The organism is Pseudomonas alliivorans, assembly GCF_017826695.1.
Lineage (GTDB): Bacteria > Pseudomonadota > Gammaproteobacteria > Pseudomonadales > Pseudomonadaceae > Aquipseudomonas > Aquipseudomonas alliivorans.
Genome location: NZ_JAFFZW010000001.1, coordinates 567,349 through 590,500, shown reverse-complemented (window position 1 = coordinate 590,500; position 23,152 = coordinate 567,349). Strand labels below are relative to the sequence as shown.

Sequence of the window (23,152 nt, the reverse complement as noted above, 5' to 3'; positions counted from 1 at the left end):
TGCAACCGATTGCACCACCGCTCCGCTACTGGATCAGAACAACACCGACCCAGCGGACAAAGGCATCAAAGAGGCTTAGTTAACAGCTTCTTTCAGGGCTTTACCGGCTTTGAAACCTGGTTTTTTAGCAGCAGCGATTTCCAGCGTCTTGCCAGTCTGAGGATTACGACCGGTGCGCGCAGGACGATCTGTAACGGAGAACGTACCAAAGCCAACCAAAACAACCGAGTCGCCAGCCTTCAGAGCGCCAGTGACGGATTCGATCACTGCGTCCAGCGCACGGCCAGCAGCAGCTTTCGGGATATCAGCAGATGCAGCGATAGCATCAATCAGTTCCGACTTGTTCACTCTAAGTCCCCTTATCTCTATATTGAGTATGTTTCTAAGTTTTAGGTGTTAAGCAAAACGAGCGCTGGAAGGCCTGCCGGACTTGCTTCAAAGAGCCGCTTTATAACAAGGGCTCTAAAAAGCTGTCAAGGAAGCCTGCCAGACTTAATGCGTGCTAATTCTTTCCTTAGAGTCAGACTCGCGTTTTTCATCCTTTGCAACGAGATCAGGAGCCACATCCGGCAAGGGCTCCGGGGCGTATTGCAGCGCAATTTGCAGGACTTCGTCAATCCATTTAACGGGCTTTATCTGAAGATCCTGCTTGATATTGTCAGGAATTTCCTTCAAATCGCGTACATTTTCTTCCGGAATGATCACGATCTTGATTCCACCGCGGTGCGCCGCCAGAAGTTTTTCCTTCAGACCACCGATGGCGAGGACCTGACCACGCAGGGTAATTTCACCCGTCATTGCCACATCGGCACGCACCGGGATCTGGGTCAGTGCAGACACCAGCGCCGTGCACATGCCTACACCCGCGCTCGGGCCGTCCTTCGGCGTAGCGCCTTCAGGCATGTGAATGTGCGTGTCGTGCTTCTCATGGAAGTCTGCGGAAATCCCCAGGCTGCGTGCGCGACTGCGCACCACAGTCTGAGCCGCCGTGATGGACTCGACCATGACATCGCCCAGCGAACCGGTCTTGATCAACTGGCCTTTGCCGGGTACGACAGCGGCTTCGATGGTCAGCAGCTCGCCACCGACCTGAGTCCAGGCAAGGCCCGTCACCTGACCGATCTGGTCCTGCTGCTCGGCCAGACCGTAGCGGAATTTACGCACGCCCAGGAAGTGCTCGAGCATGTCGGCAGTGACGTGAACGGCAAAGCGTTTTTCCAATGCGTGCTCTTTGACCGCCTTGCGGCAGACCTTGGCAATCTGGCGCTCCAGCCCGCGCACACCAGCTTCACGGGTGTAGTAACGGATGATGTCGCGGATCGCTTCCTCGTCGAATTCGATCTCGCCCTTCTTCAGACCATTGGCCTGAATCTGCTTCGGCGAAAGGTATTTGACGGCAATGTTGATCTTCTCGTCTTCGGTGTAGCCCGGCAAACGAATGACTTCCATCCGGTCCAGCAGCGCTGGCGGAATGTTCATCGAGTTCGAGGTGCACAGGAACATCACGTCCGACAGGTCGTAATCGACCTCAAGGTAGTGGTCGTTGAAGTTGTGGTTCTGCTCGGGGTCAAGGACTTCAAGCAAAGCCGACGCCGGGTCACCGCGCATGTCGCTGCCCATCTTGTCGATTTCATCGAGCAGGAAGAGCGGGTTGCGTACGCCAACCTTCGTCATCTTTTGTATCAATCTTCCTGGCATCGAACCGATGTAAGTCCGGCGATGACCACGAATTTCAGCCTCGTCACGCACGCCACCCAGGGCCATACGCACAAACTTGCGATTGGTCGCGTTGGCAATCGACTCGGCAAGCGAGGTTTTACCCACACCCGGCGGGCCTACCAGGCACAACACAGGACCGCGAATCTTCTTCACGCGCTTCTGCACGGCGAGGTACTCAAGGATACGCTCCTTGACCTCATCCAGACCGTAGTGATCGGCGTCCAGAATGGCTTCAGCACGGGCCAGGTCAAGACGCACCTTGCTCTGCGCCTTCCACGGCACTTGCACCAGCCAGTCGATGTAGGAGCGCACCACAGTGGCTTCAGCCGACATCGGTGACATCTGCTTGAGCTTGTTAAGCTCGGCAGTTGCCTTGGCCAGAGCATCCTTTGGCAGGCCTGCCGCGTCGATACGCTTTTTCAGCTCTTCAATTTCGTTATGGCCTTCATCGCCATCGCCCAACTCTTTCTGAATGGCCTTCATCTGCTCATTCAGGTAGTACTCGCGCTGGCTGCGCTCCATTTGTTTCTTGACGCGTCCGCGGATGCGCTTCTCGACCTGCAACAGGTCGATTTCAGCATCCAGCAACGCCAGCACGTGCTCGACACGGGCCGACAGGTCGATAATCTCGAGGATATCCTGCTTCTGCTCGATCTTGAGCGCCATGTGGGCTGCCATGGTGTCTACCAGGCGACCAGGCTCATCGATGCTGTTGAGCGACGACAGGACTTCTGCGGGGACTTTCTTGCCCAGCTGCACGTACTGCTCGAACTGAGCCAGCAGGCTGCGGACAAACACTTCGGATTCGCGATCCGGTGCGTCGACTTCGTCGATCAGCGCAACCTCGGCGCGGTAATGACCGTCAACCTCGATGAAACGCTCGACCGATCCACGTTGCTCGCCTTCGACCAGCACCTTGACGGTGCCATCCGGCAATTTGAGCAACTGCAATACGGTTGCAATAGTGCCGACGCTATAAAGAGCCTGCTCATCAGGGTCATCGTCAGCAGGGTTTCTTTGCGCGAGCAACAGAATCTGTTTATCACCCGTCATCGCTGCCTCAAGGGCTTCGATAGACTTCTCGCGCCCCACGAACAGCGGGATAACCATGTGCGGATAAACCACGACATCACGCAATGGCAAAAGAGGCAATTCGATGGTGGTCTTCATGATTTCGCCTCTACAGCGGCCAGACGGCCGGGACAGATGGAATTAGCTTGAAGCCAAGATGGGGGTAGTGTTCAAAAAAAACAAGCCCCATGGGCTGCGGCCCTCTCAGGTTCGCCCTCTTCTACAGGACGAACGGGAGCGCTGAAAATGCAAAAGGGGACCCTGAAGGCCCCCTTTCGTGTCTCTTCACGTGTTACGACAGTGTCGTTACACGTCAGGAGCAACCTTTGCAGGCGGCTCGCTGTTTTCGTAGATCAGCAGCGGCTTGGAAGAACCGTCGATCACGCTCTCGTCGATCACCACCTTGCTCACGTCGCTCTGCGACGGGATTTCGTACATGGTGTCGAGCAACACGCCTTCCAGGATCGAGCGCAGACCACGGGCACCGGTCTTGCGCTCCAGCGCACGACGGGCAACCGATTTCAACGCATCGGTGCGGAATTCGAGGTCCACACCTTCCATTTCGAACAGCTTGGCGTACTGCTTGGTCAGTGCGTTCTTCGGCTCGGTGAGAATCTGCATCAACGCAGCCTCGTCCAGCTCGTCAAGCGTTGCCAGAACCGGCAGACGGCCTACGAATTCAGGGATCAGACCGAACTTGACCAGATCGTCAGGCTCGACTTCACGCAGGGATTCGCCCACCTTCTTGCCCTCCTCCTTACTGCGGACTTCGGCGTTGAAACCGATGCCGCCGCGAGTGGAGCGGTTCTGAATGACCTTTTCGAGGCCCGAGAAGGCGCCACCGCAGATAAACAGAATGTTGCGCGTGTCCACCTGCAGGAATTCCTGCTGTGGATGCTTGCGGCCACCCTGAGGCGGAACCGAAGCCACCGTGCCTTCGATCAGTTTCAGCAAGGCTTGCTGCACGCCTTCACCGGAAACGTCACGCGTGATCGAAGGGTTGTCGGATTTGCGCGAAATCTTGTCGATTTCATCGATGTAGACGATACCCATCTGGGCCTTTTCTACGTCGTAATCACATTTCTGCAACAGCTTCTGAATAATATTTTCCACGTCCTCACCCACATAACCGGCTTCGGTCAGGGTGGTGGCGTCGGCGATGGTGAACGGTACATTGAGCAGGCGGGCCAGTGTTTCGGCCAGCAGCGTCTTGCCGGAACCCGTAGGGCCGATCAGCAGGATGTTGCTCTTGCCCAGTTCCACATCGTCGTTTTTCTTGTCGCGCTGGTTCAGGCGCTTGTAGTGGTTATACACCGCTACTGCGAGAACCTTTTTGGCACGCTCCTGACCAATCACGTACTGATCAAGGATGCCGCTGATTTCTTTGGGCGAAGGCAATTTATGCGCGCTGCTTTCGGCCTGTGCTTCCTGCACCTCCTCACGGATGATGTCATTGCACAGGTCGACGCACTCGTCGCAGATAAAGACCGAGGGGCCGGCAATCAATTTGCGCACTTCATGCTGGCTTTTGCCACAGAAGGAGCAATAGAGCAGTTTGCCGTTGTCCTCGCCGTTGCGGGTGTCAGTCATTCGATCGATCCAAATCCGATAGGCTTGCAACACAAGATGAAGGCTATTGCGGGCTTTTTCAAGTCCGCAGGCGGTCGGTAGCACCGACCCCCTACATTTTGAGGTGCTTAGGCAGGCATTTGACGCTTGTTGATCACCGAGTCGATAAGGCCGTACTCAGCCGCACGCTCTGCGCTCATGAAGTTGTCACGCTCGGTGTCGCGCTCGATGGTCTCGAGGCTCTGGCCGGTGTGATGCGCCAGCAACGAGTTCAGGCGGTGACGAATGTGCAGGATTTCCTTGGCATGGATGTCGATGTCCGACGCCTGCCCCTGGAAACCGCCCAATGGCTGGTGAATCATCATGCGCGAGTTTGGCAGGCAGTGACGCTTGCCCTCTGCACCGCCAGCCAGCAGGAACGCACCCATGCTGCACGCCTGACCGATACAGATGGTCGACACGTCAGGCTTGATGAACTGCATGGTGTCGTAGATCGACATGCCTGCAGTCACCGAACCGCCCGGTGAGTTGATGTAGAGATGGATATCCTTGTCCGGGTTTTCCGCTTCCAGGAAGAGCAGTTGCGCCGCGATAAGGTTGGCCATGTAGTCCTCTACCGGACCAACCATAAAGATCACCCGCTCCTTGAGAAGGCGCGAATAGATGTCATAGGCGCGTTCGCCACGGGCGGACTGCTCGATAACCATCGGGACCAGGCCGCCAGCGGCCTGGATGTCAGAGTTCTGCTGAATATAAGAATTGCGGGACATGTCCTGCATTCACTCCCAAATAGTCGAGTCTTGAATACGCACAAGCCAGCGCGAAGGCTGGCTTGTGGGTGTTTTCGAACGAAAAGAGAAATCAGTCGGCTTTTGGAGCTTCCACCGGCTTGACAGCTTCTTCGTAGGAGACCGATTTGTCGGTCACGCTAGCTTTCTGCAAAACAGTATCTACAACTTGCTCTTCAAGCACAACAGAACGTACTTCGTTCATTTGCTGCTCGTTCTTGTAGTACCAGGCCACAACCTGCTCCGGCTCCTGGTAGGCCGAGGCCATTTCCTGGATCAGATCACGAACGCGGGCATCGTCAGGCTTGAGGTCGAACTGCTTGACCACTTCAGCAACGATCAGGCCCAGCTCGACGCGGCGCTTGGCCTGCTCTTCGAACAGCTCGGCCGGCAGTTGGTCAGGCTTGATGTTGCCACCAAACTGCTGAACCGCTTGAACGCGCAGACGGTTGACTTCGTTTTCCAGCAGCGCTTTAGGCACTTCGATCGGGTTGGAGGCCAGCAGACCGTCCATTACCTGATTCTTGACCTTGGATTTGATCGCCTGACGCAGCTCACGCTCCATGTTCTTGCGAACTTCGGCGCGGAAACCGTCGATGCCGGTTTCCTTGATACCGAACTGCTTGAAGAACTCTTCGTTCAGCTCAGGCAGCTTTGGCTCGGAAACGGTGTTGACGGTAACAGTGAACTCGGCAGCCTTGCCGGCCAGCTCCAGGTTCTGGTAATCCTCAGGGAAGGTCACGTTCAGAACGCGCTCTTCACCGGCCTTGGCGCCAACCAGACCGTCTTCGAAGCCAGGGATCATGCGGCCGGAACCCAGAACCAGCTGGGTACCAGTGGCAGAACCGCCAGCGAATGCTTCGCCGTCGACCTTGCCCACGAAATCGATGTTCAGCTGATCTTCGTTCTGAGCGGCACGATCGGTCTCTTCAAAACGAACGTTCTGCTTGCGCAGCACTTCCAGCATGTTGTCCAGATCGCTGTCAGCCACGTCGGCAGACAGACGCTCTACAGCAATGCTGTCGAAACCGGCAACGGTGAATTCCGGGAAGACTTCGAAAGTCGCCACGTATTCCAGATCCTTGCCTTTTTCGAAGGATTTAGGCTCCACAGCAGGTGCGCCAGCCGGGTTGAGCTTCTGCTCAACGACAGCTTCGTAGAAAGTAGCCTGAATCAGATCGCCCAGCGCTTCCTGACGCGCGCCGTCTTCGTAACGCTGGCGGATCACGCTCATAGGCACTTTGCCAGGGCGGAAGCCCGGGATCTTGGCTTTACGTGCGGTCTGCTGCAGACGCTTGTTGACTTCAGTCTCGATGCGTTCGGCAGGCACGCCAATGGTCATGCGGCGCTCAAGAGCGGAAGTATTTTCAACAGAAACTTGCATGGATATTCCTCGTTGCACAGACGTTAGCCGGCCGTTTCCGACCCCAGAATCAAGGGCATGCATTCTAGTGGGTCAAACTCAAGAAGTCACCCTACTGAAAAAGGGCGGTTTAAGAGGAGGGAATCGGTCCGCCGACGAGCACGAACCACAGAGGACTCACACTGCTGGCGATGCGTCTGGCACGGCCTCTATATAAGGAAGCCTGTGCACCGGACCACTACCGACTCCATCCGCGTAGCGCGCCTCACTCGACCGACGGCAGCAGGCCTTCGGACCAGCGAAACGGTAAAACCAATACGCTGAAACAAAAAAAGCCGCACTAGGCGGCTTTTTATTGCAACCGAAGTGTTTCCACTCAGGCTGTTTGTATCTTGGTGCGGACGGAGAGACTCGAACTCTCACACCTTTCGGCGCTGGAACCTAAATCCAGTGTGTCTACCAATTCCACCACATCCGCGCTACAAGCTTTTAAAGCAAAGGCGCCAGATTAGTAAACCTGGCGCCTTTCTTAATATGGGGTGGACGAAGGGGATCGAACCCTCGACAACAGGAGTCACAATCCTGTGCTCTACCAACTGAGCTACGCCCACCATATTGCGTGTGACCAGTACATCTTTACTTGCTGTGCCAAAGCTGCCTTGAATGGCGCACCCGGCAGGACTCGAACCTGCGACCATCCGCTTAGAAGGCGGATGCTCTATCCAGCTGAGCTACGGGCACTTATATAATCTGTATTCTTTTACGATCACAAATTAAAAGGCTTTCAATCACACCGAGCTGATTTGCAACTCTGCCTGACCTAATCAACCAGTGCTAGCTTAACCAGTGCTGGGCTCTGCCCGGCAAGTGCGACGAATCTTATAGACGCTCCCTGAGAGCGTCAACTCTTTTTTGAAAAAAATTCAGTTAGATAAAGGGGTTAGCGGAATATGCTGACCAAGCGTCTTTGCCCTCGCGCCATGTCATGCGAGAATGCGCGCTCATTTTATTTCCTCTCGATGGTTAATCACGCGTCATGACTGCAAAACTAATCGACGGCAAAGCGATCGCCGCCAGCCTGCGCCAGCAGATCGCCAAACGTGTCGCCGAACGTAGCCAGCAAGGCCTGCGTACGCCGGGCCTCGCGGTGATTCTGGTGGGCAGCGACCCCGCCTCCCAGGTGTATGTCTCCCACAAGCGCAAGGACTGCGAGGAAGTCGGCTTCATCTCCCAGGCCTATGACCTGCCCGCAGACACCACTCAGGTTGCGCTGACCGAACTGATCGATCGCCTCAACGAAGACGCTGCCGTCGACGGCATCCTGCTGCAACTGCCTCTGCCCGAGCATCTGGACGCTTCGCTGCTGCTGGAGCGCATCCGCCCCGACAAGGATGTGGATGGCTTCCATCCTTATAATGTCGGCCGTCTGGCTCAGCGTATTCCCCTGCTGCGTCCGTGCACGCCCAAAGGCATCATGACCCTGCTGGAAAGTACCGGTGTTGATCTGTACGGGATGGACGCAGTGGTGGTCGGTGCCTCCAACATCGTCGGTCGTCCGATGGCGATGGAGTTGTTGCTGGGTGGCTGCACCGTTACGGTGACGCATCGTTTCACCAAGGATCTGGCCGGCCATGTAGGTCGCGCCGATCTGGTCGTGGTGGCCGCTGGCAAGCCCGGCCTTGTAAAAGGCGAGTGGATCAAGCCTGGCGCCATCGTGATCGATGTCGGCATCAACCGTCAGGCGGATGGCAAGCTCGTCGGCGACGTGGTCTATGAAACCGCCCTGCCCCGCGCTGGCTGGATCACTCCAGTCCCAGGCGGCGTCGGCCCCATGACCCGCGCCTGCCTGCTGGAAAACACCCTGTACGCAGCCGAGACGCTGCACGGCTGATACAGCGTTTCAGCAGCAAAAAAAACGGCACCCCGGGGTGCCGTTTTTTTACACTTCCAAAACGCTTATTTCTTTGCGGCTTCCCAGCTTTTCAGCAGGTCGGAGTAGGCAATGGTTTCGCCCTTCGGTTTCTCGTTGGCCAGCTTGCGCTGGGGTGCGAGGAACTTGCCGCCGCTGTTCTCAGCCTTGGAATACCACTCTTCAGCCGAGGTTTCCGGGTTCATCTTCGGTGCACAGCCGCTGGCGTCCTGAACCTTGGAGCGCTCGATGCGCGTCATGATCGCATCCTGATCCTTGGCCAGTCCGTCCAGGGCAGCCTGAGCGGTCTTTTCGCCAGTCACGGCTTCAGCCACATGGCTCCACCACAACTGGGCCAGCTTCGGATAGTCAGGAACGTTGGTGCCGGTTGGCGACCACTGCACGCGGGCCGGGCTGCGATAGAACTCGACCAGACCACCCAGCTTGGGTGCCAGCGCAGTCATTTCCTTGGAGTTGATGTCCGACTCACGGATCGGCGTCAGGCCGACGATGGTTTTCTTCAGCGACACCGACTTGGACGTCACGAACTGCGCATAGAGCCAGGCGGCGTTACGCTTTTTCTCTTCGGTGGACTTGAGGAAGGTCCATGAACCCACGTCCTGATAGCCCAGCTTCATGCCCTCTTTCCAGTACGGACCTTTAGGCGAAGGCGCCATGCGCCATTTCGGCGTGCCATCGGCATTCATCACCGGCAGGCCGGGCTTGGTCATGTCGGCGGTGAATGCGGTGTACCAGAAAATCTGCTGCGCAACCTCACCCTGCGACGGAACAGGCCCCGACTCGGAGAAGGTCATGCCGGCCGCTTGAGGCGGTGCGTAGGCTTTCAGCCAGTCGATATATTTCTGAGTGGCGAAGACGGCCGCAGGACCGTTGGTGTCGCCACCACGGGTGATACTGGAACCGACCGGATGGCAGTCCTCAACGCGAATACCCCACTCATCCACAGGCAGGCCGTTCGGCAGGCCCTTGTCACCGCTGCCGGCCATGGAGAACCAGGCATCGGTGAAGCGCCAGCCCAGCGATGGATCTTTCTTGCCGTAATCCATGTGGCCATAGACTTTCTTGCCGTCGATGGTTTTTACGTCTTCGCTGAAGAATTTGGCGATGTCTTCATAGGCCGACCAGTTCACCGGGACGCCCAGCTCATAGCCATACTTCTCCTTGAATTGTTTTTTCAGGTCCTCGCGATCGAACCAGTCTGCGCGGAACCAGTACAGGTTGGCAAACTGCTGGTCGGGCAGCTGATACAGCTTGCCGTCTGGCGCCGTGGTGAAGGAAGTCCCGATGAAATCCTTCAGGTCCAGTGTAGGAGAAGTGACTTTCGCACCCTCGGGACTGGCCATCAGGTCGGTCAGCGACATCGCTTTACCGTAACGGAAGTGCGTACCGATCAGGTCCGAGTCGTTGACCCATCCGTCATAGATGCTTTTGTCGGACTGCATGGCGGTCTGCAGCTTCTCGATAACGTCGCCTTCCTGAAGCAGGTCGTGAGTGACCTTGATGCCGGTGATCTCGGTGAACGCCTTGGCCAGGGTCTTGGACTCGTATTCGTGGGTGGTCAGGGTTTCCGACACCACCTTGATATCCATGCCACGGAACGGCTCGGCAGCCTTGATGAACCACTCAAGCTCTTTCAACTGCTCGGCATCGGAAAGCGTGGTCGGCTTGAACTCGCTGGCCGCCCACTTCTTTGCCGCATCCTCGTACTGATCCGCCCAGGCTGAAACGCTCAACCCGCTGAGCATGATCATGGTTGCCAACGTCACGCTATGTTGCAGCTTGTTTTTCTTATTGAACATAGACACCTCAAGAGTTGCTTCTTATGTAGTCCCGCTTTTCGAATACCGCCAGCCTTCGAGCGGGCAATGACGCCCGTCCGTCCGCTAACCCCAACGCATCACCACCAACAGCCACACCAGGGAGGCCCCCGAAGCGACCCAGATACTCCAGTCGGTCGCGCCGATCACCATCAGATGCAGATAAGCACTGCCCAAAAGCCCGATGAACAGCCGGTCGCCACGCGTGGTGGCAATCGGCAGAAACCCGCGACGCTCGATACTGGCCGAGCGCAGCTCCCATACTGTCATTCCCACCAGCAGCAAGGCGATACTGCCGAAGAAGGCCGCGGTGGGCAGTGTCCAGGACATCCACTCCATTTTTCGTCTCCTCAGACACGGCCAAGGGCAAAGCCCTTGACCACGTGGTTACGAACAAACCAGATCACCAGCATGCCCGGCAGGATGGTCAGCACACCGGCCGCAGCCAGCACACCCCAATCGATACCGGACGCCGAAACCGTACGCGTCATGACCGCAGCAATCGGCTTGGCGTTGACCGAAGTCAGCGTGCGCGCCAGCAGCAGTTCGACCCAGGAAAACATGAAGCAGAAGAACGCCGTGACACCAATCCCCGAACCAATCAGCGGGATGAAAATCTTGCCGAAGAACTTGGGAAAGCTGTAACCATCGATGTAGGCGGTTTCATCGATCTCCTTGGGAACACCCGACATGAAACCTTCCAGAATCCATACCGCCAACGGCACGTTGAACAGGCAATGCGCCAATGCCACAGCGATGTGCGTGTCGAACAGACCAATCGATGAATACAGCTGGAAAAACGGCAGCAGAAACACCGCCGGTGGCGCCATGCGGTTGGTCAGCAGCCAGAAGAACAGGTGCTTGTCGCCGAGGAAACGATAGCGTGAAAACGCATAGGCCGCCGGCAATGCGACGCTCAGCGATATCACGGTATTCAGGCACACGTAGTACAGCGAGTTGATGTAGCCGCTGTACCAGCTCTCGTCGGTGAAAATCACCTTGTAGTTGGCCAGGGTGAAGTCCTGCGGCCACAGGGTCAGGCCGCCAAGGATCTCGGTGTTGGTCTTGAACGACATGTTGATCAGCCAGTAGATCGGCACGAGCAGAAACAGCAGGTAAATCAACATTGGTATGGCTTTGCGCAGACTCATGACCAGGCCCTCAATTCTTTTCGCTGTGGGTCATGGCGGTGTAGAACACCCATGACACCAGCAGAATGATCAGGAAATACACCAGCGAGAAAGCCGCCGCCGGACCCAGGTCGAATTGCCCGAGTGCCATGGTCGTCAGGGTCTGGCTGAGGAAGGTGGTGGAGTTGCCCGGCCCGCCACCGGTGAGCACGAACGGCTCGGTGTAGATCATGAAGCTGTCCATGAAGCGCAGCATCACGGCGATCAGCAGCACGCTTTTCATTTTTGGCAATTGAATATGCCGGAAGATTGCCCAACTCGACGCCCGGTCGATCCGCGCTGCCTGATAGTAGACGTCCGGAATGGCCCGAAGCCCCGAGTAGCTCAGCAACGCCACCAGTGAAGTCCAGTGCCAGACATCAATGATCAGCACCGTGACCCAGGCATCCGACGCATTGGCCGCGTAGTTGTAATTGATATGCAAAATATTGTTGAGCGTATAGCCCAGCAGGCCAATGTCACCGCGGCCGAAGATCTGCCAGATGGTGCCGACCACGTTCCAGGGAATCAGCAGCGGGATGGTCATCAGGATCAGGCAGACCGTGGACCAGCGCCCTTTGGTAGGCATGCACAGCGCAACCGCGATGCCCAGCGGGATCTCGATCAGCAGCACACTGCCCGAATAGATGAACTGCCGCAGCAGCGAGTCGTGCAGACGCGGGTCCTGCAGGACCTGCCTGAACCAGTCGGTGCCGACAAAGTAACGGCTGGACTGGTCGAAGATGTCCTGCACCGAATAGTTGACCACGGTCATCATCGGAATGATGGCGCTGAAGGCCACCAGCAGGAACACCGGCAGCACCAGCCACCAGGCCTTGTTGTTCTGGACCTTGTTATTCATGGCAGGTCTCGCTCTGGAGTGGACTCAAGCAGGAAGTCATCGGCATATACCATCAGCCACTGCGCAGGAAAGCTGATCCACGCCTGGCCTTGGGGCACCGGTTTGTCTTCAGGCAAGCGCACCTTGAGCTTCTGCCCGGCCAGCGACAGGGTCAGAATCTTGTAAGTGCCCAGATCCTCGACGTAGACCACCTCGGCGCACATCGCTTCCTCGTAGGGACCGTCCCAGACATGAACGAACTCGGGACGAATGCCGATTTTCAGGCTGGTGAACGAGGTCCGTGCGATCAACTGCTGCAACAGGCCGGACAGCGGCACGTGAACGTCGCCAAAACCGACACCGTCACCCTGCGGCTGCACATCAATGAGATTCATGCCGGGACTGCCGATGAAATACCCGACAAAGGTGTGCCGGGGCTTCTCGAACAGTTCACGCGGGGTGCCGAACTGGACGATCTGGCCGCCGTACATCACCGCGATCTTGTCGGCGAAGGTCGAGGCTTCCAACTGATCATGGGTGACGTAGACCATGGTGATGTTGAATTGCTCGTGAATCTGCTTGAGCTTGCGGCGCAGCTTCCACTTCAGGTGCGGGTCGATAACCGTCAGCGGCTCGTCGAACAGAATGGCTGAAACATCATCACGCACCAGCCCGCGCCCCATGGACACTTTCTGCTTTTCATCTGCCGTCAGGTTGCGGGCCTTCTTTTTCAGCAATGGCTGCAGGTCGAGGACATCGGCGATTTCAGTGACCTTGGCGAGAATCCGCGCTTTGTCCATGCCCTGATTGCGCAGGGGAAAGGCCAGGTTATCGAACACGGTCATGGTGTCGTAGATCACCGGAAACTGGAAAACCTGAGCAATGTTACGGTGCTCGGGCGGCAGCTCGTTGACCACTTTGGAGTCGAACAGCACTTGCCCCTGCGACGGGCTCAGCAGGCCGGAAATAATGTTGAGCAGAGTCGACTTGCCGCACCCTGAAGGCCCGAGCAGCGCATACGCTCCGCCCTGCTCCCAGATATGGCTCATCTCGCGAATCGCGTAGTCGTCAGGCCCGGGGTTGGCGCTGTAACTGTGCGCCAGGTTCTGCAATCGGATCTCGGCCATCAGGCAACCCTCGACATGCGCAGGCCCGGCGCCTGGATAAGGCCGCCCTGCTGATCGAACACGAAAAGTTTGTGGGTCGGGATATACACCCGGATCGGCGCATCCACGTCGTAGGCGTGCACGCCCGGCAGATGCAGCACCAGCGAGAACAGCTCGTTACGCACGTGCAGGAAGGTTTCCGAGCCGCTGATTTCGGCCAGTTCCACGGTAACCGCCAATTCCAGATCGTCATCGTTGGACGGCACCAGACTCAAATGACTGGGCCGCACACCGAAGCGGTACTCGCCATCGCCAATGGCACGCAGGTCGACGTTGAGCGGGAAATGCACGAAGCTGGCAAAGCTCACTTCATTGCCTTCGATACGGCCGGGCATCAGGTTGATCGGCGGTTCCGAGAACAGCTCGGCAGCCAGAACGGTGGCCGGCTTGTGGTAGACCTCAGGTGTCTTGCCACTCTGCACCACCCGGCCTTCATGCAGGATGGTAGTCGTACCGCCCAGCGCCAGTGCCTCGTTGGGTTCGGTGGTGGCGTAGATTGCGATGGTATGGCGAGCGGCAAACAGCTCACGCATTTCCTGACGCAGCTCTTCGCGCAGCTTGTAATCCAGGTTCACCAGCGGCTCGTCGAACAGGATCAGTTCGGCATCCTTGACCAGCGCCCGGGCCATCGCGGTGCGCTGCTGCTGGCCGCCGGACAGTTCAAGGGGATGGCGCTGCAGAAACTTCTCGATGCGCAGCATTTTTGCGGTTTCGTGGACGCGACTGTGGATAACGTCCCTGGACATGCCCGCCTGACGAAGCGGCGAAGCGATGTTTTCGAATACCGTCATGCTCGGGTAATTGATGAACTGTTGGTAAACCATCGAGACGTTGCGCAGGCGAACCGGACGATGGGTGACATCGACCCCGTTCATCAGCACTCGCCCGCTGTCCGGTTTGTCCAACCCGGCCATCAGGCGCATCAGGCTGGTTTTTCCTGACAGGGTTCGCCCCAGCAGAACGTTGAAGGATCCTGGCTCAAAGCTCAGGGACGCGTCGTCGATCCATAGTTGGCCATCGACTGCGCGACTGACGTGCTCCAGCGTGAGAGACATGGCGTGCCCTTTGTTGTTTTTTTAAGGGTAATGCGTGACTGGTGTGCAGATAGCGACATTCGTGCCAGTTCCGTCAAAACCACGCCGAAGCCCGTTCCAGAGCATTCGCCCGGTTTCATTGAGCGAAAGCCGATTCATAGCTGAACAAAAATGAACAGTAAACACTGAACAACTGAACAAAATGAACGTTGACTTTGAACACATCTGAACGACACTGGATGGACGTTGCACGCCAGGATGGACACGCGACGAAACCTGAAAATAAAAACAACACGTCATCCTTGCAGGTTTTGCCATGGCTCAATCCAGCACTTCGCTTGCTCACGACATCATCATTCGCGATTCATGGACACGTTGCCGGGACTTCGGTCTCAACCATCAGACGCGTCCGTCGTTCGGCCAGTTACCCGGTTCGGAAGTCTCACAGCTGCTCGAGCGTCACAACGCCCTGGTGCAGACGACCCATCAGGAAGTCCTGCCGGTCTACGAAAACATCCTGAGTAACTCCAATTGCCTGATCCTGCTGGCCGACCCTCAGGGCCAGTTGTTGAAGTCATGGGGCACTCAGCGGTTCGGCGATTCATCGCATCAGGGATTTCTGGCGGGCGCCAGCTGGAGCGAGCGAGGCACCGGCACCAATGCCATCGGCACCGCGCTGGCCTGTGAGCAGGCTATCCATATCGAGCCTGACGAGCACTTCCTCAAGGCCAACCGCTTCATGACCGGCTCGGCCTCGCCGATCTTCGACGCCGACCGTCGCATCATTGCGGTGCTGGATGTTTCGAGTGACAGCTTCCTGCCGCCCTCCCACACTCTGGGCATGGTCAAGATGATGAGCCAGTCGGTGGAAAACCGACTGATTCTCGACCAGTTTCGCGACACCCATCTCCAGCTGATCTTCAACACCGGCCTGAACAACCTCGACAGCCAGTGGGCCGGATTACTGATTTTCGACGAGAGCGGCCAGATTCTCTGCGCCAATCGCCGAGCCGACACGCTGCTGGGTGTCAGACTCGCCGGCGTCAGCATCGAGACACTGTTCAAATGCCCGATCCTGCAACTGCTCAGCGAGCCCGAAGCCCGGCCTTTTGCGCTGCAGGCGTTCGGTAACAACCGTTTCCAGTGCCTGATCAAGCGCCCAAGGCGCAAGCCGCTGCAACTGCATGCAGTGACCACAGCAACGCCTGCGCCGATCCCGACACGGAGCCTGGACCTGCAGGCCATCAGCCTGGGCGATGCCCGCGTCGAGAAGGCTGTGAGCCAGGCGCAGCGCCTGTTGGAAAAAGACATTCCGCTGTTGATCCATGGAGAGACCGGGGTCGGCAAGGAAGTGTTCGTCAAGGCACTGCATCAGGCCAGCTCGCGCGCCAGTCAGCCGCTGATCGCGGTCAACTGCGCGGCAATTCCGGCTGATCTGGTGGAGGCAGAACTGTTCGGCTACGCCAAGGGTGCGTTCACCGGCGCCAGCCAGAAAGGCAGCATCGGGCTGATTCGCAAGGCCGACAAAGGCACGCTGTTTCTGGACGAGATCGGTGACATGCCGATGTCGGTGCAGGCGCGTCTGCTGCGGGTCCTTCAGGAACGCTGCGTTCAGCCGCTAGGCGGCGGCGAGTTGTATCCGGTGGATATCCGCCTGGTATCCGCCACCAACCGTACGCTGCGCGACCAGGTGCAGGCCGGGCATTTTCGTCAGGACCTTTATTACAGAATCAGCGGCCTGAACATCGAGCTGCCGCCACTGCGCGAAAGAACCGACAAGCACGCGCTGGTGCAGCGCATCTGGGAACGGCATCGGGACCCGCACCAGCGGGCCGGTTTTTCACGTGAAGTGCTTGAGCTGTTCGAGCAGCACCCATGGCCGGGCAATATCCGCCAGCTCAACAGCGTGATTCAGGTGGCGCTGGCGCTGGCCGACGATCAACCGATCGGCACCGAACACTTGCCGGAGGATTTCTTTCTGGACGCAGGATCGGGTGAGCGGCGTAATGACATACAGACAGCAGAGGTTATGCAGGAACGTCTGCAAAACACTGACGACCTGAACGACCTGCTTCAGGCGGCCGGAGGGAATATCTCGCAACTGGCGAAGCGACTCGGAGTGAGTCGCAACACCTTGTACAAGCGGTTGCGGGAACAGCAAGGCGGTGAAGCCTGATCAGCGTCCGACACCATTCTTGCTGCAACCAAAGGACTGTGCGAGGCGGCTTGCAGGCGATGCTTTTTCTGAAGCGACACATCAGTGACTGAATGGACGCCATCGCTGGCAAGACGTCTCCCACAGGGCATGCATTGCATCGGCACGCCCCTTAGGGGATAGCGTCAGTCCGCAAGACGCCAGGTCGTCCCACCCTTGCCGTCTTCCAGCACCACGCCCATGCCGGTGATCTGGTCGCGGATGCGGTCGGATTCGGCCCAGTCCCTGGCAGCACGCGCCGCCAGACGCGCTTGAATCAGCGCTTCGACTTCAGCGGCATCGACGCGACCTTCTGCACCGGCGCGCAGAAAGTCATCAGCCTCCAGCTGCAACACACCCAGTACGCTGGCCAGTTGCTTGAGTCGCGCCGCAAGGCCCGCTGCCGCAGCAGGATCAGTCTCACGCAGGCGGTTGATCTCGCGCACCATTTCGAACAGCACGGCACAGGCTTCAGGCGTACCGAAATCATCGTTCATCGCCGCAGAGAAACGCTCGACGAACGCTTCGCCACCGGCAGGCTCGGCAACCGGCAAGCCCTTGAGCGCGTGATAGAAACGCTCCAGCGCCGCCTTGGACTCGCGCAGACTGTCTTCGGAATAGTTGATCGCACTGCGGTAATGGCTCGATACCAGCAGGTAACGCACCACTTCGGGGTGGTATTTTTCCAGCACGTCGCGAATGGTGAAGAAGTTGTTCAAGGATTTGGACATCTTCTCGCCATTGATGCGGATCATGCCGCAGTGCAACCACGCATTGGCGTAAGTCTTGCCGGTCGCCGCTTCGCTCTGGGCGATCTCGTTTTCATGGTGCGGAAACTCGAGGTCGCTGCCGCCACCATGAATATCAAAGGTGTCACCCAGGCAGCAGGTCGACATCACCGAGCACTCGATATGCCAGCCCGGACGACCCGGACCCCACGGCGAATCCCAGCTCGGCTCGCCCGGCTTGACGCCTTTCCAGACCACGAAATCCAGCGGATCGTCCTTGGACTCGTCCACTTCGATTCGTGCCCCGATGCGCAGGTCTTCGATTTTCTTGCGTGACAGCTTGCCGTAGCCGACGAACTTGCCGACGCGGTAGTACACGTCGCCATTGCCCGGCGCGTAGGCGTAGCCCTTGTCGATCAAGGTCTGGATCATGGCGTGCATGCCGGCGATATGATCGGTGGCACGCGGCTCCATGTCCGGCTTGAGGATGTTGAGGCGAGCCTCGTCCTCATGCATGGCGTCAATCATGCGCGCCGTCAGCGCGTCGAAGGACTCGCCGTTGTCACGCGCACGGTTGATGATCTTGTCGTCAATGTCGGTGATGTTGCGCACATAGGTCAGCTCATACCCGCTGAACCGCAACCAGCGCGTCACCAGATCGAACGCGACCATGCTGCGGCCGTGACCCAGGTGGCAGTAGTCGTACACGGTCATCCCGCAGACGTACATGCGCACCTTGTTGCCATCCAGCGGCTTGAAAACTTCTTTGCTCTTGGTGAGCGTGTTGTAGATGGAAAGCACTTTCCTACCCCCGTGGTACAGCCTCAGCTCCAGGAATCGCGCAGTGTCACTGTGCGGTTGAAGACCGGACGACCAGGTTTTGTATCCTTGATGTCGGCGCAGAAGTAGCCTTCGCGTTCGAACTGGAACCTGTCTTCCGGCTGCGCATTAGCCAGCGATGGTTCAGCACGACAACCGGTCAGTACCTGCAGGGAATCAGGGTTGATGTTTTCCAGGAACGTGGCGCCGTCATCAGCCTTGTCAGGCGAAGGCGAACGGAACAGGCGGTCGTAGAGGCGTACTTCGCATTCCACGCTGGCCTCGGCCGGAACCCAATGGATAACGCCCTTGACCTTGCGGCCTTCAGGGTTCTTGCCCAGGGTTTCCGGGTCATAGGAGCAGCGCAACTCGACGATGTTGCCGTCGGCGTCCTTGATGGCCTCGTCGGCCCGAATCACGTAGCTGCCACGCAGGCGCACTTCGCCGTTCGGCTCAAGGCGCTTGTAGCCTTTCGGCGGCTCTTCCATGTAGTCGTCGCGGTCGATATAAATCTCGCGGGCGAATGGCAATTCGCGCACGCCCAGGTCTTCCTTGGGGTGACGCGGCAGCTCAAGCTTCTCGACCTGGCCTTCCGGGTAATTGGTGATCACGACCTTCAATGGACGCAGTACGCACATGGCGCGCGGCGCATTGCGGTCAAGGTCATCACGGATGCTGAATTCAAGCATGCCGAAATCCACCACGCCGTCAGAGCGGTTGGTGCCGACCATTTCGCAGAAGTTGCGGATCGAGGCCGGCGTGTAGCCACGGCGGCGGAAGCCGGACAGCGTGGACATGCGCGGATCGTCCCAACCACTGACGTGCTTTTCGTCGACCAGTTGCTTGAGCTTGCGCTTGCTGGTGACGGTGTAGCTCAGGTTCAGACGCGAGAACTCGTACTGGCGCGGCTTGCACGGCACCGGCAGGTTGTCCAGGAACCAGTCGTACAGCGGACGGTGGCTTTCGAACTCCAGGGTGCAGATCGAATGGGTGATGCCTTCGATGGCGTCCGATTGACCATGGGTGAAGTCGTAGATCGGGTAAATGCACCACTTGTCACCGGTCTGGTGGTGGTGTGCGTGACGAATGCGGTACAGGATCGGGTCGCGCAGGTTCATGTTCGGCGAAGCCATGTCGATCTTGGCGCGCAGTACGCGAGCGCCATCTTCGAACTCACCGGCTTTCATGCGGGCGAACAGGTCCAGGTTTTCCTCGACGCTACGGTCACGGAACGGGCTGTTCTTGCCCGGTTCAGTCAAGGTGCCACGGTATTCGCGTGCCTGCTCGGGGGTCAGGTCGTCCACGTAAGCCTTGCCGGACTTGATCAGCTCAACGGCCCAGTCGTGCAGTTGATCGAAGTATTGCGAGGCGTAGCGCACTTCGCCCGCCCACTCGAAGCCCAGCCACTTCACATCGCTCATGATGGCGTCGATGTATTCCTGGTCTTCCTTGGCCGGGTTGGTGTCATCGAAACGCAGGTGCGTCGCGCCACCGAACTCGTTGGCCAGGCCGAAGTTCACGCAGATCGACTTGGCGTGACCGATGTGCAGATAGCCGTTCGGCTCCGGCGGAAAGCGGGTCACGATCCGGGTGTGTTTGCCCGAGTCCAGGTCAGCCTGCACGATCGGACGCAGGAAGTTGGTCGGTACGACAGGGCCTGCCTTTGAATTCGCAGCGGGTTCTGGAGTGGGCTTGCTCATAGGATCCTTGGACATACTTGTGCGCGGCCAGGGTAGGCCGACTAAATCAAAGCGCTTATCATAGCCGAAGCTGTCAAGTCCCTGACAACAGAGTGCAGGGTTGCAGGCAGAAAAGCCGCAAAAAGCGCGAAAAATGTAACCTCGCCTGTAAACTGCGCGTCAGGGTGATATTGCGCCCCTTCATGAACGCCAAGAGAGCGACTTCGATATGTCCAAAGTAAAACTGACTACCAACCACGGCGACATCGTTCTGCAACTGAACGAAGAAAAAGCGCCGCTGACCGTTGCCAACTTCATCGAATACGTCAACGCTGGCCACTATGAAAACACCGTTTTCCACCGCGTGATCGGTAACTTCATGGTCCAGGGCGGCGGTTTCGAGCCAGGCATGAAGGAAAAGAAAGACAAGCGTCCGAGCATCCAGAACGAAGCCGACAACGGCCTGCCGAACAAGAAATACTCCGTCGCCATGGCCCGCACCATGGAGCCGCATTCGGCTTCCGCCCAGTTCTTCATCAACGTGGCTGACAACGCCTTCCTGAACCACAGCGCCAAGACCGTTCAGGGCTGGGGCTATGCCGTGTTCGGCGAAGTGGTCGAAGGCCAGGAAGTCGTCGACAAGATCAAAGGCGTCGCCACCAGCAGCAAGGCCGGTCACCAGGACGTTCCTGTCGAAGACGTGATCATCGAAAAAGCAGAGATCGTTGAGTGATACTGCTGATCTCCGATTTGCATCTTGAGCAAGAACGCCCGGACATTACCCGGGCGTTTCTGGATCTACTCGCAGGCCGGGCTCGCACAGCCGAGTCGCTGTATATCCTCGGGGATTTCTTCGAAGCCTGGATCGGTGACGACGCCATGTCGCCGTTCCAGCTTTCGATCTGCAAGGCCCTGCGCGAACTGAGCGACAGTGGTACCCGAATTTTTCTGATGCACGGCAACCGTGACTTCATGATCGGCAAGGGTTTCTGCAAGGCGGCGGGTTGTACGCTGCTGGCTGACCCGACCGTGGTGCAGTTGAACGGTGAACCGGTGCTGTTGATGCATGGCGACAGCCTGTGCACGCGTGACGTGGGCTACATCAGGATGCGCCGCTACCTGCGCCATCCGCTGACGCTGTTCATCCTGCGTCACCTGCCGTTGAAAACCCGCCACAAACTGGCGCGCAAGCTACGCAATGAAAGCCGCGTGAAGACCAGCATGAAAGCCAACGACATCGTCGATGTGACGCCTGAAGAAGTGCCGAGGATCATGCAGCAATTCGGTGTGCACACGCTGATTCATGGGCATACGCATCGTCCCGCCATTCATAAATTGCAGCTCGGCGATGTGGCCGCCAAACGCATCGTGCTGGGGGACTGGGACCGCCAGGGCTGGGCGCTTCAGGTGGACGAACAGGGCTTCAGCCTGGGCTCGTTTGATTTTGCGCCGCAGGAAAATCGCACGCTGGCGCTGCCGTCTTCATTGTAAACAAAGCTCGTCGTAAACAGAGACAGACGACTCCCTGCCGGGCATTTGCCTGTTCTGCTACGTTCACAGTAGTCACCGAGGCGTAAAGAGTGATTCAGACCGTGCGCTCGGCTTACTGATTATGCGTGAGGTGGAGCGCCACGAGACGCATGCCCCCAACGGCCTGCGTTCACTCAGCGCGAACGGGCATCAATGCCCTCCTCCAGCCGCTGGCCCGGCTTTAGCGGCAAACGGTGGTTTGGCGAACCAGACCAGCAGGATCAACCCCGCGAACAACCAGCCCAGCATGTAGAAGTAATCGACGGTCGACATCATGTATGCCTGCCCGTTGAGGGTCTGCTCCAGTTGCGCGTACGCCTGTGGACCGGCACCGCCCAGGGTGTCGAGCGCCTGGCGTGTGGCAGGGTCATAGGTGCTGATGTTTTCGCTCAGGTACGCATGATGCTGCTCGGCACGGCGAATCCAGATCCAGGTGGTCAGCGATGCCGCAAAGCTGCCACCCAGCGTCCGCAGGAAGGTGGCAAGGCCTGAACCGTCGGGAATCTGACTGGGTGGCAGGTCTGACAACAGAATGCTCAGGGTCGGCATGAAGAACAGCGCCACGCCGATGCCCATGAACAGTTGCACCATGGCGATGTGCTGGAAATCCACCTGATTGGTGAAGTCTGCACGCATGAAACAGCTCAGCCCCATCGCCAGGAACGCAAGGCTGGCCAGCAGACGCAGGTCGAACTTGTGTGCGTATTTGCCGACGAAGGGCGACATGAGCACTGGCAGGATGCCGATGGGTGCCAACGCCAGTCCGGCCCAGGTCGCGGTATAGCCCATCTGCGTTTGTAACCATTGCGGCAACAGCAGGTTGACGCCGAAAAAGGCCGAATACCCACCAATCATCGCCAGCGTACCAACCCGGAAATTACGGTAAGCAAACAGCCGCAGATTGACGATGGGATGCTTGTCGGTCATTTCCCAGATCACGAACACCGACAGCGACACCAGCGAAATCAGCGAGCCGATCACGATGAAATTCGACTCGAACCAGTCCAGGTTGTTGCCCTTGTCCAGCACAACCTGCAGCGCGCCGACACCGATGATCAGGGTGATCAGCCCGACGTAATCCAGTGGCTGCTGCTGGGTACTGACCGGTCTTTTGGCCATTTGCGTGCGCACTACAACCGCTGCAAACAGCCCGATCGGAATATTGATGAAGAAGATCCAGGGCCAACTGTAACTGTCGGTAATCCAGCCGCCGAGAATCGGGCCGACAATGGGCGCGACCACCGTGACCATCGCCAGCAAGGCCAGCGCCATGCCCCGCTTTGCAGGCGGATAGACCGCCAGCAGCAAGGTCTGGCTCATGGGATAGAGCGGCCCGGCAACGATGCCCTGCAAGGCACGAAAGCCCACCAGCTCAGGCATCGACGTGGAAATCCCGCAGAGAAACGAAGCCAGCACGAACAGCAGGGTCGCCCAGAGAAAAAGCTTCACCTCACCAAACCGGCGGCTCAGCCAGCCGGTCAGAGGCAGCGCGATGGCGTTACTGACGGCAAACGAGGTGATGACCCAGGTGCTCTGCTCCGAGCTGACGCCCAGGTTACCCGCGATGGTGGGCAAGGCCACGTTGGCGATGGTGGTGTCGAGCACTTGCATGAAGGTGGCCAGCGACAGGCCGATGGTGCAGAGCAACAGGCTGGGTGGCGTAAAGGAAGCGGGGGCGTTGGTGCTCATCGCGAATCCCTGAAAACGTGGGCGACACCCCGGCCGGTAGACCGGG

At 58.0% G+C, this 23,152-nt stretch carries 18 protein-coding genes and 3 tRNA genes; 4 read left to right on the top strand and 17 right to left on the bottom strand.

The window, feature by feature from the left end; translation table 11 throughout:
* Window positions 1–75: 75 nt before the first annotated feature.
* The 8 genes from JTJ32_RS02720 to JTJ32_RS02685 form a co-directional block, all read right to left on the bottom strand.
* Window positions 76–348: an HU family DNA-binding protein gene (locus JTJ32_RS02720; protein ID WP_004883906.1), complete on the bottom strand. Its 273-nt coding sequence runs from the start codon at window positions 346–348 to the stop codon at window positions 76–78.
* A gap of 144 nt (window positions 349–492) precedes the next feature.
* Window positions 493–2,889, bottom strand: coding sequence for an endopeptidase La (lon, locus tag JTJ32_RS02715; protein ID WP_099228158.1), 2,397 nt, complete (start codon window positions 2,887–2,889; stop codon window positions 493–495).
* A 207-nt stretch (window positions 2,890–3,096) separates the two neighbouring features.
* Window positions 3,097–4,380 (bottom strand): ATP-dependent Clp protease ATP-binding subunit ClpX, encoded by a 1,284-nt coding sequence (gene clpX / locus JTJ32_RS02710; protein WP_099228157.1) that lies wholly within the window; start codon window positions 4,378–4,380, stop codon window positions 3,097–3,099.
* Between the two features lie 107 nt (window positions 4,381–4,487).
* A complete protein-coding gene (clpP, locus tag JTJ32_RS02705) occupies window positions 4,488–5,129 on the bottom strand; it encodes an ATP-dependent Clp endopeptidase proteolytic subunit ClpP (protein WP_002552734.1) in 642 nt (213 codons plus the stop codon).
* A gap of 91 nt (window positions 5,130–5,220) precedes the next feature.
* A complete protein-coding gene (gene tig / locus JTJ32_RS02700) occupies window positions 5,221–6,531 on the bottom strand; it encodes a trigger factor (protein WP_004883903.1) in 1,311 nt (436 codons plus the stop codon).
* A 372-nt stretch (window positions 6,532–6,903) separates the two neighbouring features.
* A tRNA-Leu gene (locus tag JTJ32_RS02695) sits at window positions 6,904–6,988 on the bottom strand.
* A gap of 57 nt (window positions 6,989–7,045) precedes the next feature.
* Window positions 7,046–7,121: transfer RNA gene (locus JTJ32_RS02690), tRNA-His, on the bottom strand.
* Window positions 7,122–7,174: 53 nt separating this feature from the next.
* A tRNA-Arg gene (locus JTJ32_RS02685) sits at window positions 7,175–7,251 on the bottom strand.
* A 295-nt stretch (window positions 7,252–7,546) separates the two neighbouring features.
* Between JTJ32_RS02685 and folD the strand changes: the two genes are divergently transcribed.
* Window positions 7,547–8,401: a bifunctional methylenetetrahydrofolate dehydrogenase/methenyltetrahydrofolate cyclohydrolase FolD gene (folD, locus tag JTJ32_RS02680; RefSeq protein ID WP_099228156.1), complete on the top strand. Its 855-nt coding sequence runs from the start codon at window positions 7,547–7,549 to the stop codon at window positions 8,399–8,401.
* Between the two features lie 65 nt (window positions 8,402–8,466).
* On the opposite strand, the gene JTJ32_RS02675 is transcribed toward folD, so the two are convergent.
* The 6 genes from JTJ32_RS02675 to JTJ32_RS02650 all read right to left on the bottom strand — a co-directional run bounded on the left by JTJ32_RS02675 (window position 8,467) and on the right by JTJ32_RS02650 (window position 14,488).
* Window positions 8,467–10,239: an ABC transporter substrate-binding protein gene (locus JTJ32_RS02675; protein ID WP_099228154.1), complete on the bottom strand. Its 1,773-nt coding sequence runs from the start codon at window positions 10,237–10,239 to the stop codon at window positions 8,467–8,469.
* A gap of 84 nt (window positions 10,240–10,323) precedes the next feature.
* A complete protein-coding gene (locus tag JTJ32_RS02670) occupies window positions 10,324–10,596 on the bottom strand; it encodes a DUF2160 domain-containing protein (RefSeq protein WP_004883898.1) in 273 nt (90 codons plus the stop codon).
* Between the two features lie 11 nt (window positions 10,597–10,607).
* On the bottom strand, window positions 10,608–11,408 hold the full coding sequence (locus tag JTJ32_RS02665; RefSeq protein ID WP_099228152.1) for a carbohydrate ABC transporter permease: 801 nt from the start codon (window positions 11,406–11,408) through the stop codon (window positions 10,608–10,610).
* 10 nt (window positions 11,409–11,418) lie between these two features.
* Window positions 11,419–12,288, bottom strand: a complete 870-nt coding sequence (locus JTJ32_RS02660; RefSeq protein ID WP_025996880.1) for a carbohydrate ABC transporter permease — start codon at window positions 12,286–12,288, stop codon at window positions 11,419–11,421.
* A complete protein-coding gene (locus JTJ32_RS02655) occupies window positions 12,285–13,394 on the bottom strand; it encodes an ABC transporter ATP-binding protein (protein WP_099228151.1) in 1,110 nt (369 codons plus the stop codon). Before JTJ32_RS02655 ends, JTJ32_RS02660 begins: the two co-directional genes overlap by 4 nt.
* Entirely contained in the window at window positions 13,394–14,488 is a 1,095-nt protein-coding gene (locus JTJ32_RS02650; protein ID WP_099228150.1) for an ABC transporter ATP-binding protein, read from the bottom strand. The genes JTJ32_RS02655 and JTJ32_RS02650 overlap by 1 nt, the downstream gene beginning before the upstream one ends.
* Window positions 14,489–14,783: 295 nt before the next feature.
* Here JTJ32_RS02650 and JTJ32_RS02645 point away from each other — a divergent pair, with 295 nt between their 5' ends.
* Window positions 14,784–16,643 carry a sigma-54-dependent Fis family transcriptional regulator gene (locus JTJ32_RS02645; RefSeq protein WP_210040695.1) on the top strand — a complete coding sequence of 620 codons (1,860 nt, stop codon included), beginning with the start codon at window positions 14,784–14,786 and terminating at the stop codon, window positions 16,641–16,643.
* 164 nt (window positions 16,644–16,807) lie between these two features.
* Here the strand turns inward: JTJ32_RS02645 and cysS are convergent, their stop codons facing one another.
* Window positions 16,808–18,190 (bottom strand): cysteine--tRNA ligase, encoded by a 1,383-nt coding sequence (gene cysS, locus JTJ32_RS02640; protein ID WP_210040693.1) that lies wholly within the window; start codon window positions 18,188–18,190, stop codon window positions 16,808–16,810.
* 23 nt (window positions 18,191–18,213) lie between these two features.
* Window positions 18,214–19,908 (bottom strand): glutamine--tRNA ligase/YqeY domain fusion protein, encoded by a 1,695-nt coding sequence (locus JTJ32_RS02635; protein ID WP_099228147.1) that lies wholly within the window; start codon window positions 19,906–19,908, stop codon window positions 18,214–18,216.
* A 208-nt stretch (window positions 19,909–20,116) separates the two neighbouring features.
* Here JTJ32_RS02635 and JTJ32_RS02630 point away from each other — a divergent pair, with 208 nt between their 5' ends.
* Together JTJ32_RS02630 and lpxH are read left to right on the top strand one after the other, a co-directional pair.
* On the top strand, window positions 20,117–20,620 hold the full coding sequence (locus JTJ32_RS02630; RefSeq protein WP_099228146.1) for a peptidylprolyl isomerase: 504 nt from the start codon (window positions 20,117–20,119) through the stop codon (window positions 20,618–20,620).
* A complete protein-coding gene (gene lpxH / locus JTJ32_RS02625) occupies window positions 20,617–21,378 on the top strand; it encodes a UDP-2,3-diacylglucosamine diphosphatase (RefSeq protein WP_099228144.1) in 762 nt (253 codons plus the stop codon). Before JTJ32_RS02630 ends, lpxH begins: the two co-directional genes overlap by 4 nt.
* Window positions 21,379–21,567: 189 nt before the next feature.
* On the opposite strand, the gene JTJ32_RS02620 is transcribed toward lpxH, so the two are convergent.
* Entirely contained in the window at window positions 21,568–23,106 is a 1,539-nt protein-coding gene (locus JTJ32_RS02620) for a DHA2 family efflux MFS transporter permease subunit (RefSeq protein WP_099228142.1), read from the bottom strand.
* Window positions 23,107–23,152 lie beyond the last annotated feature (46 nt).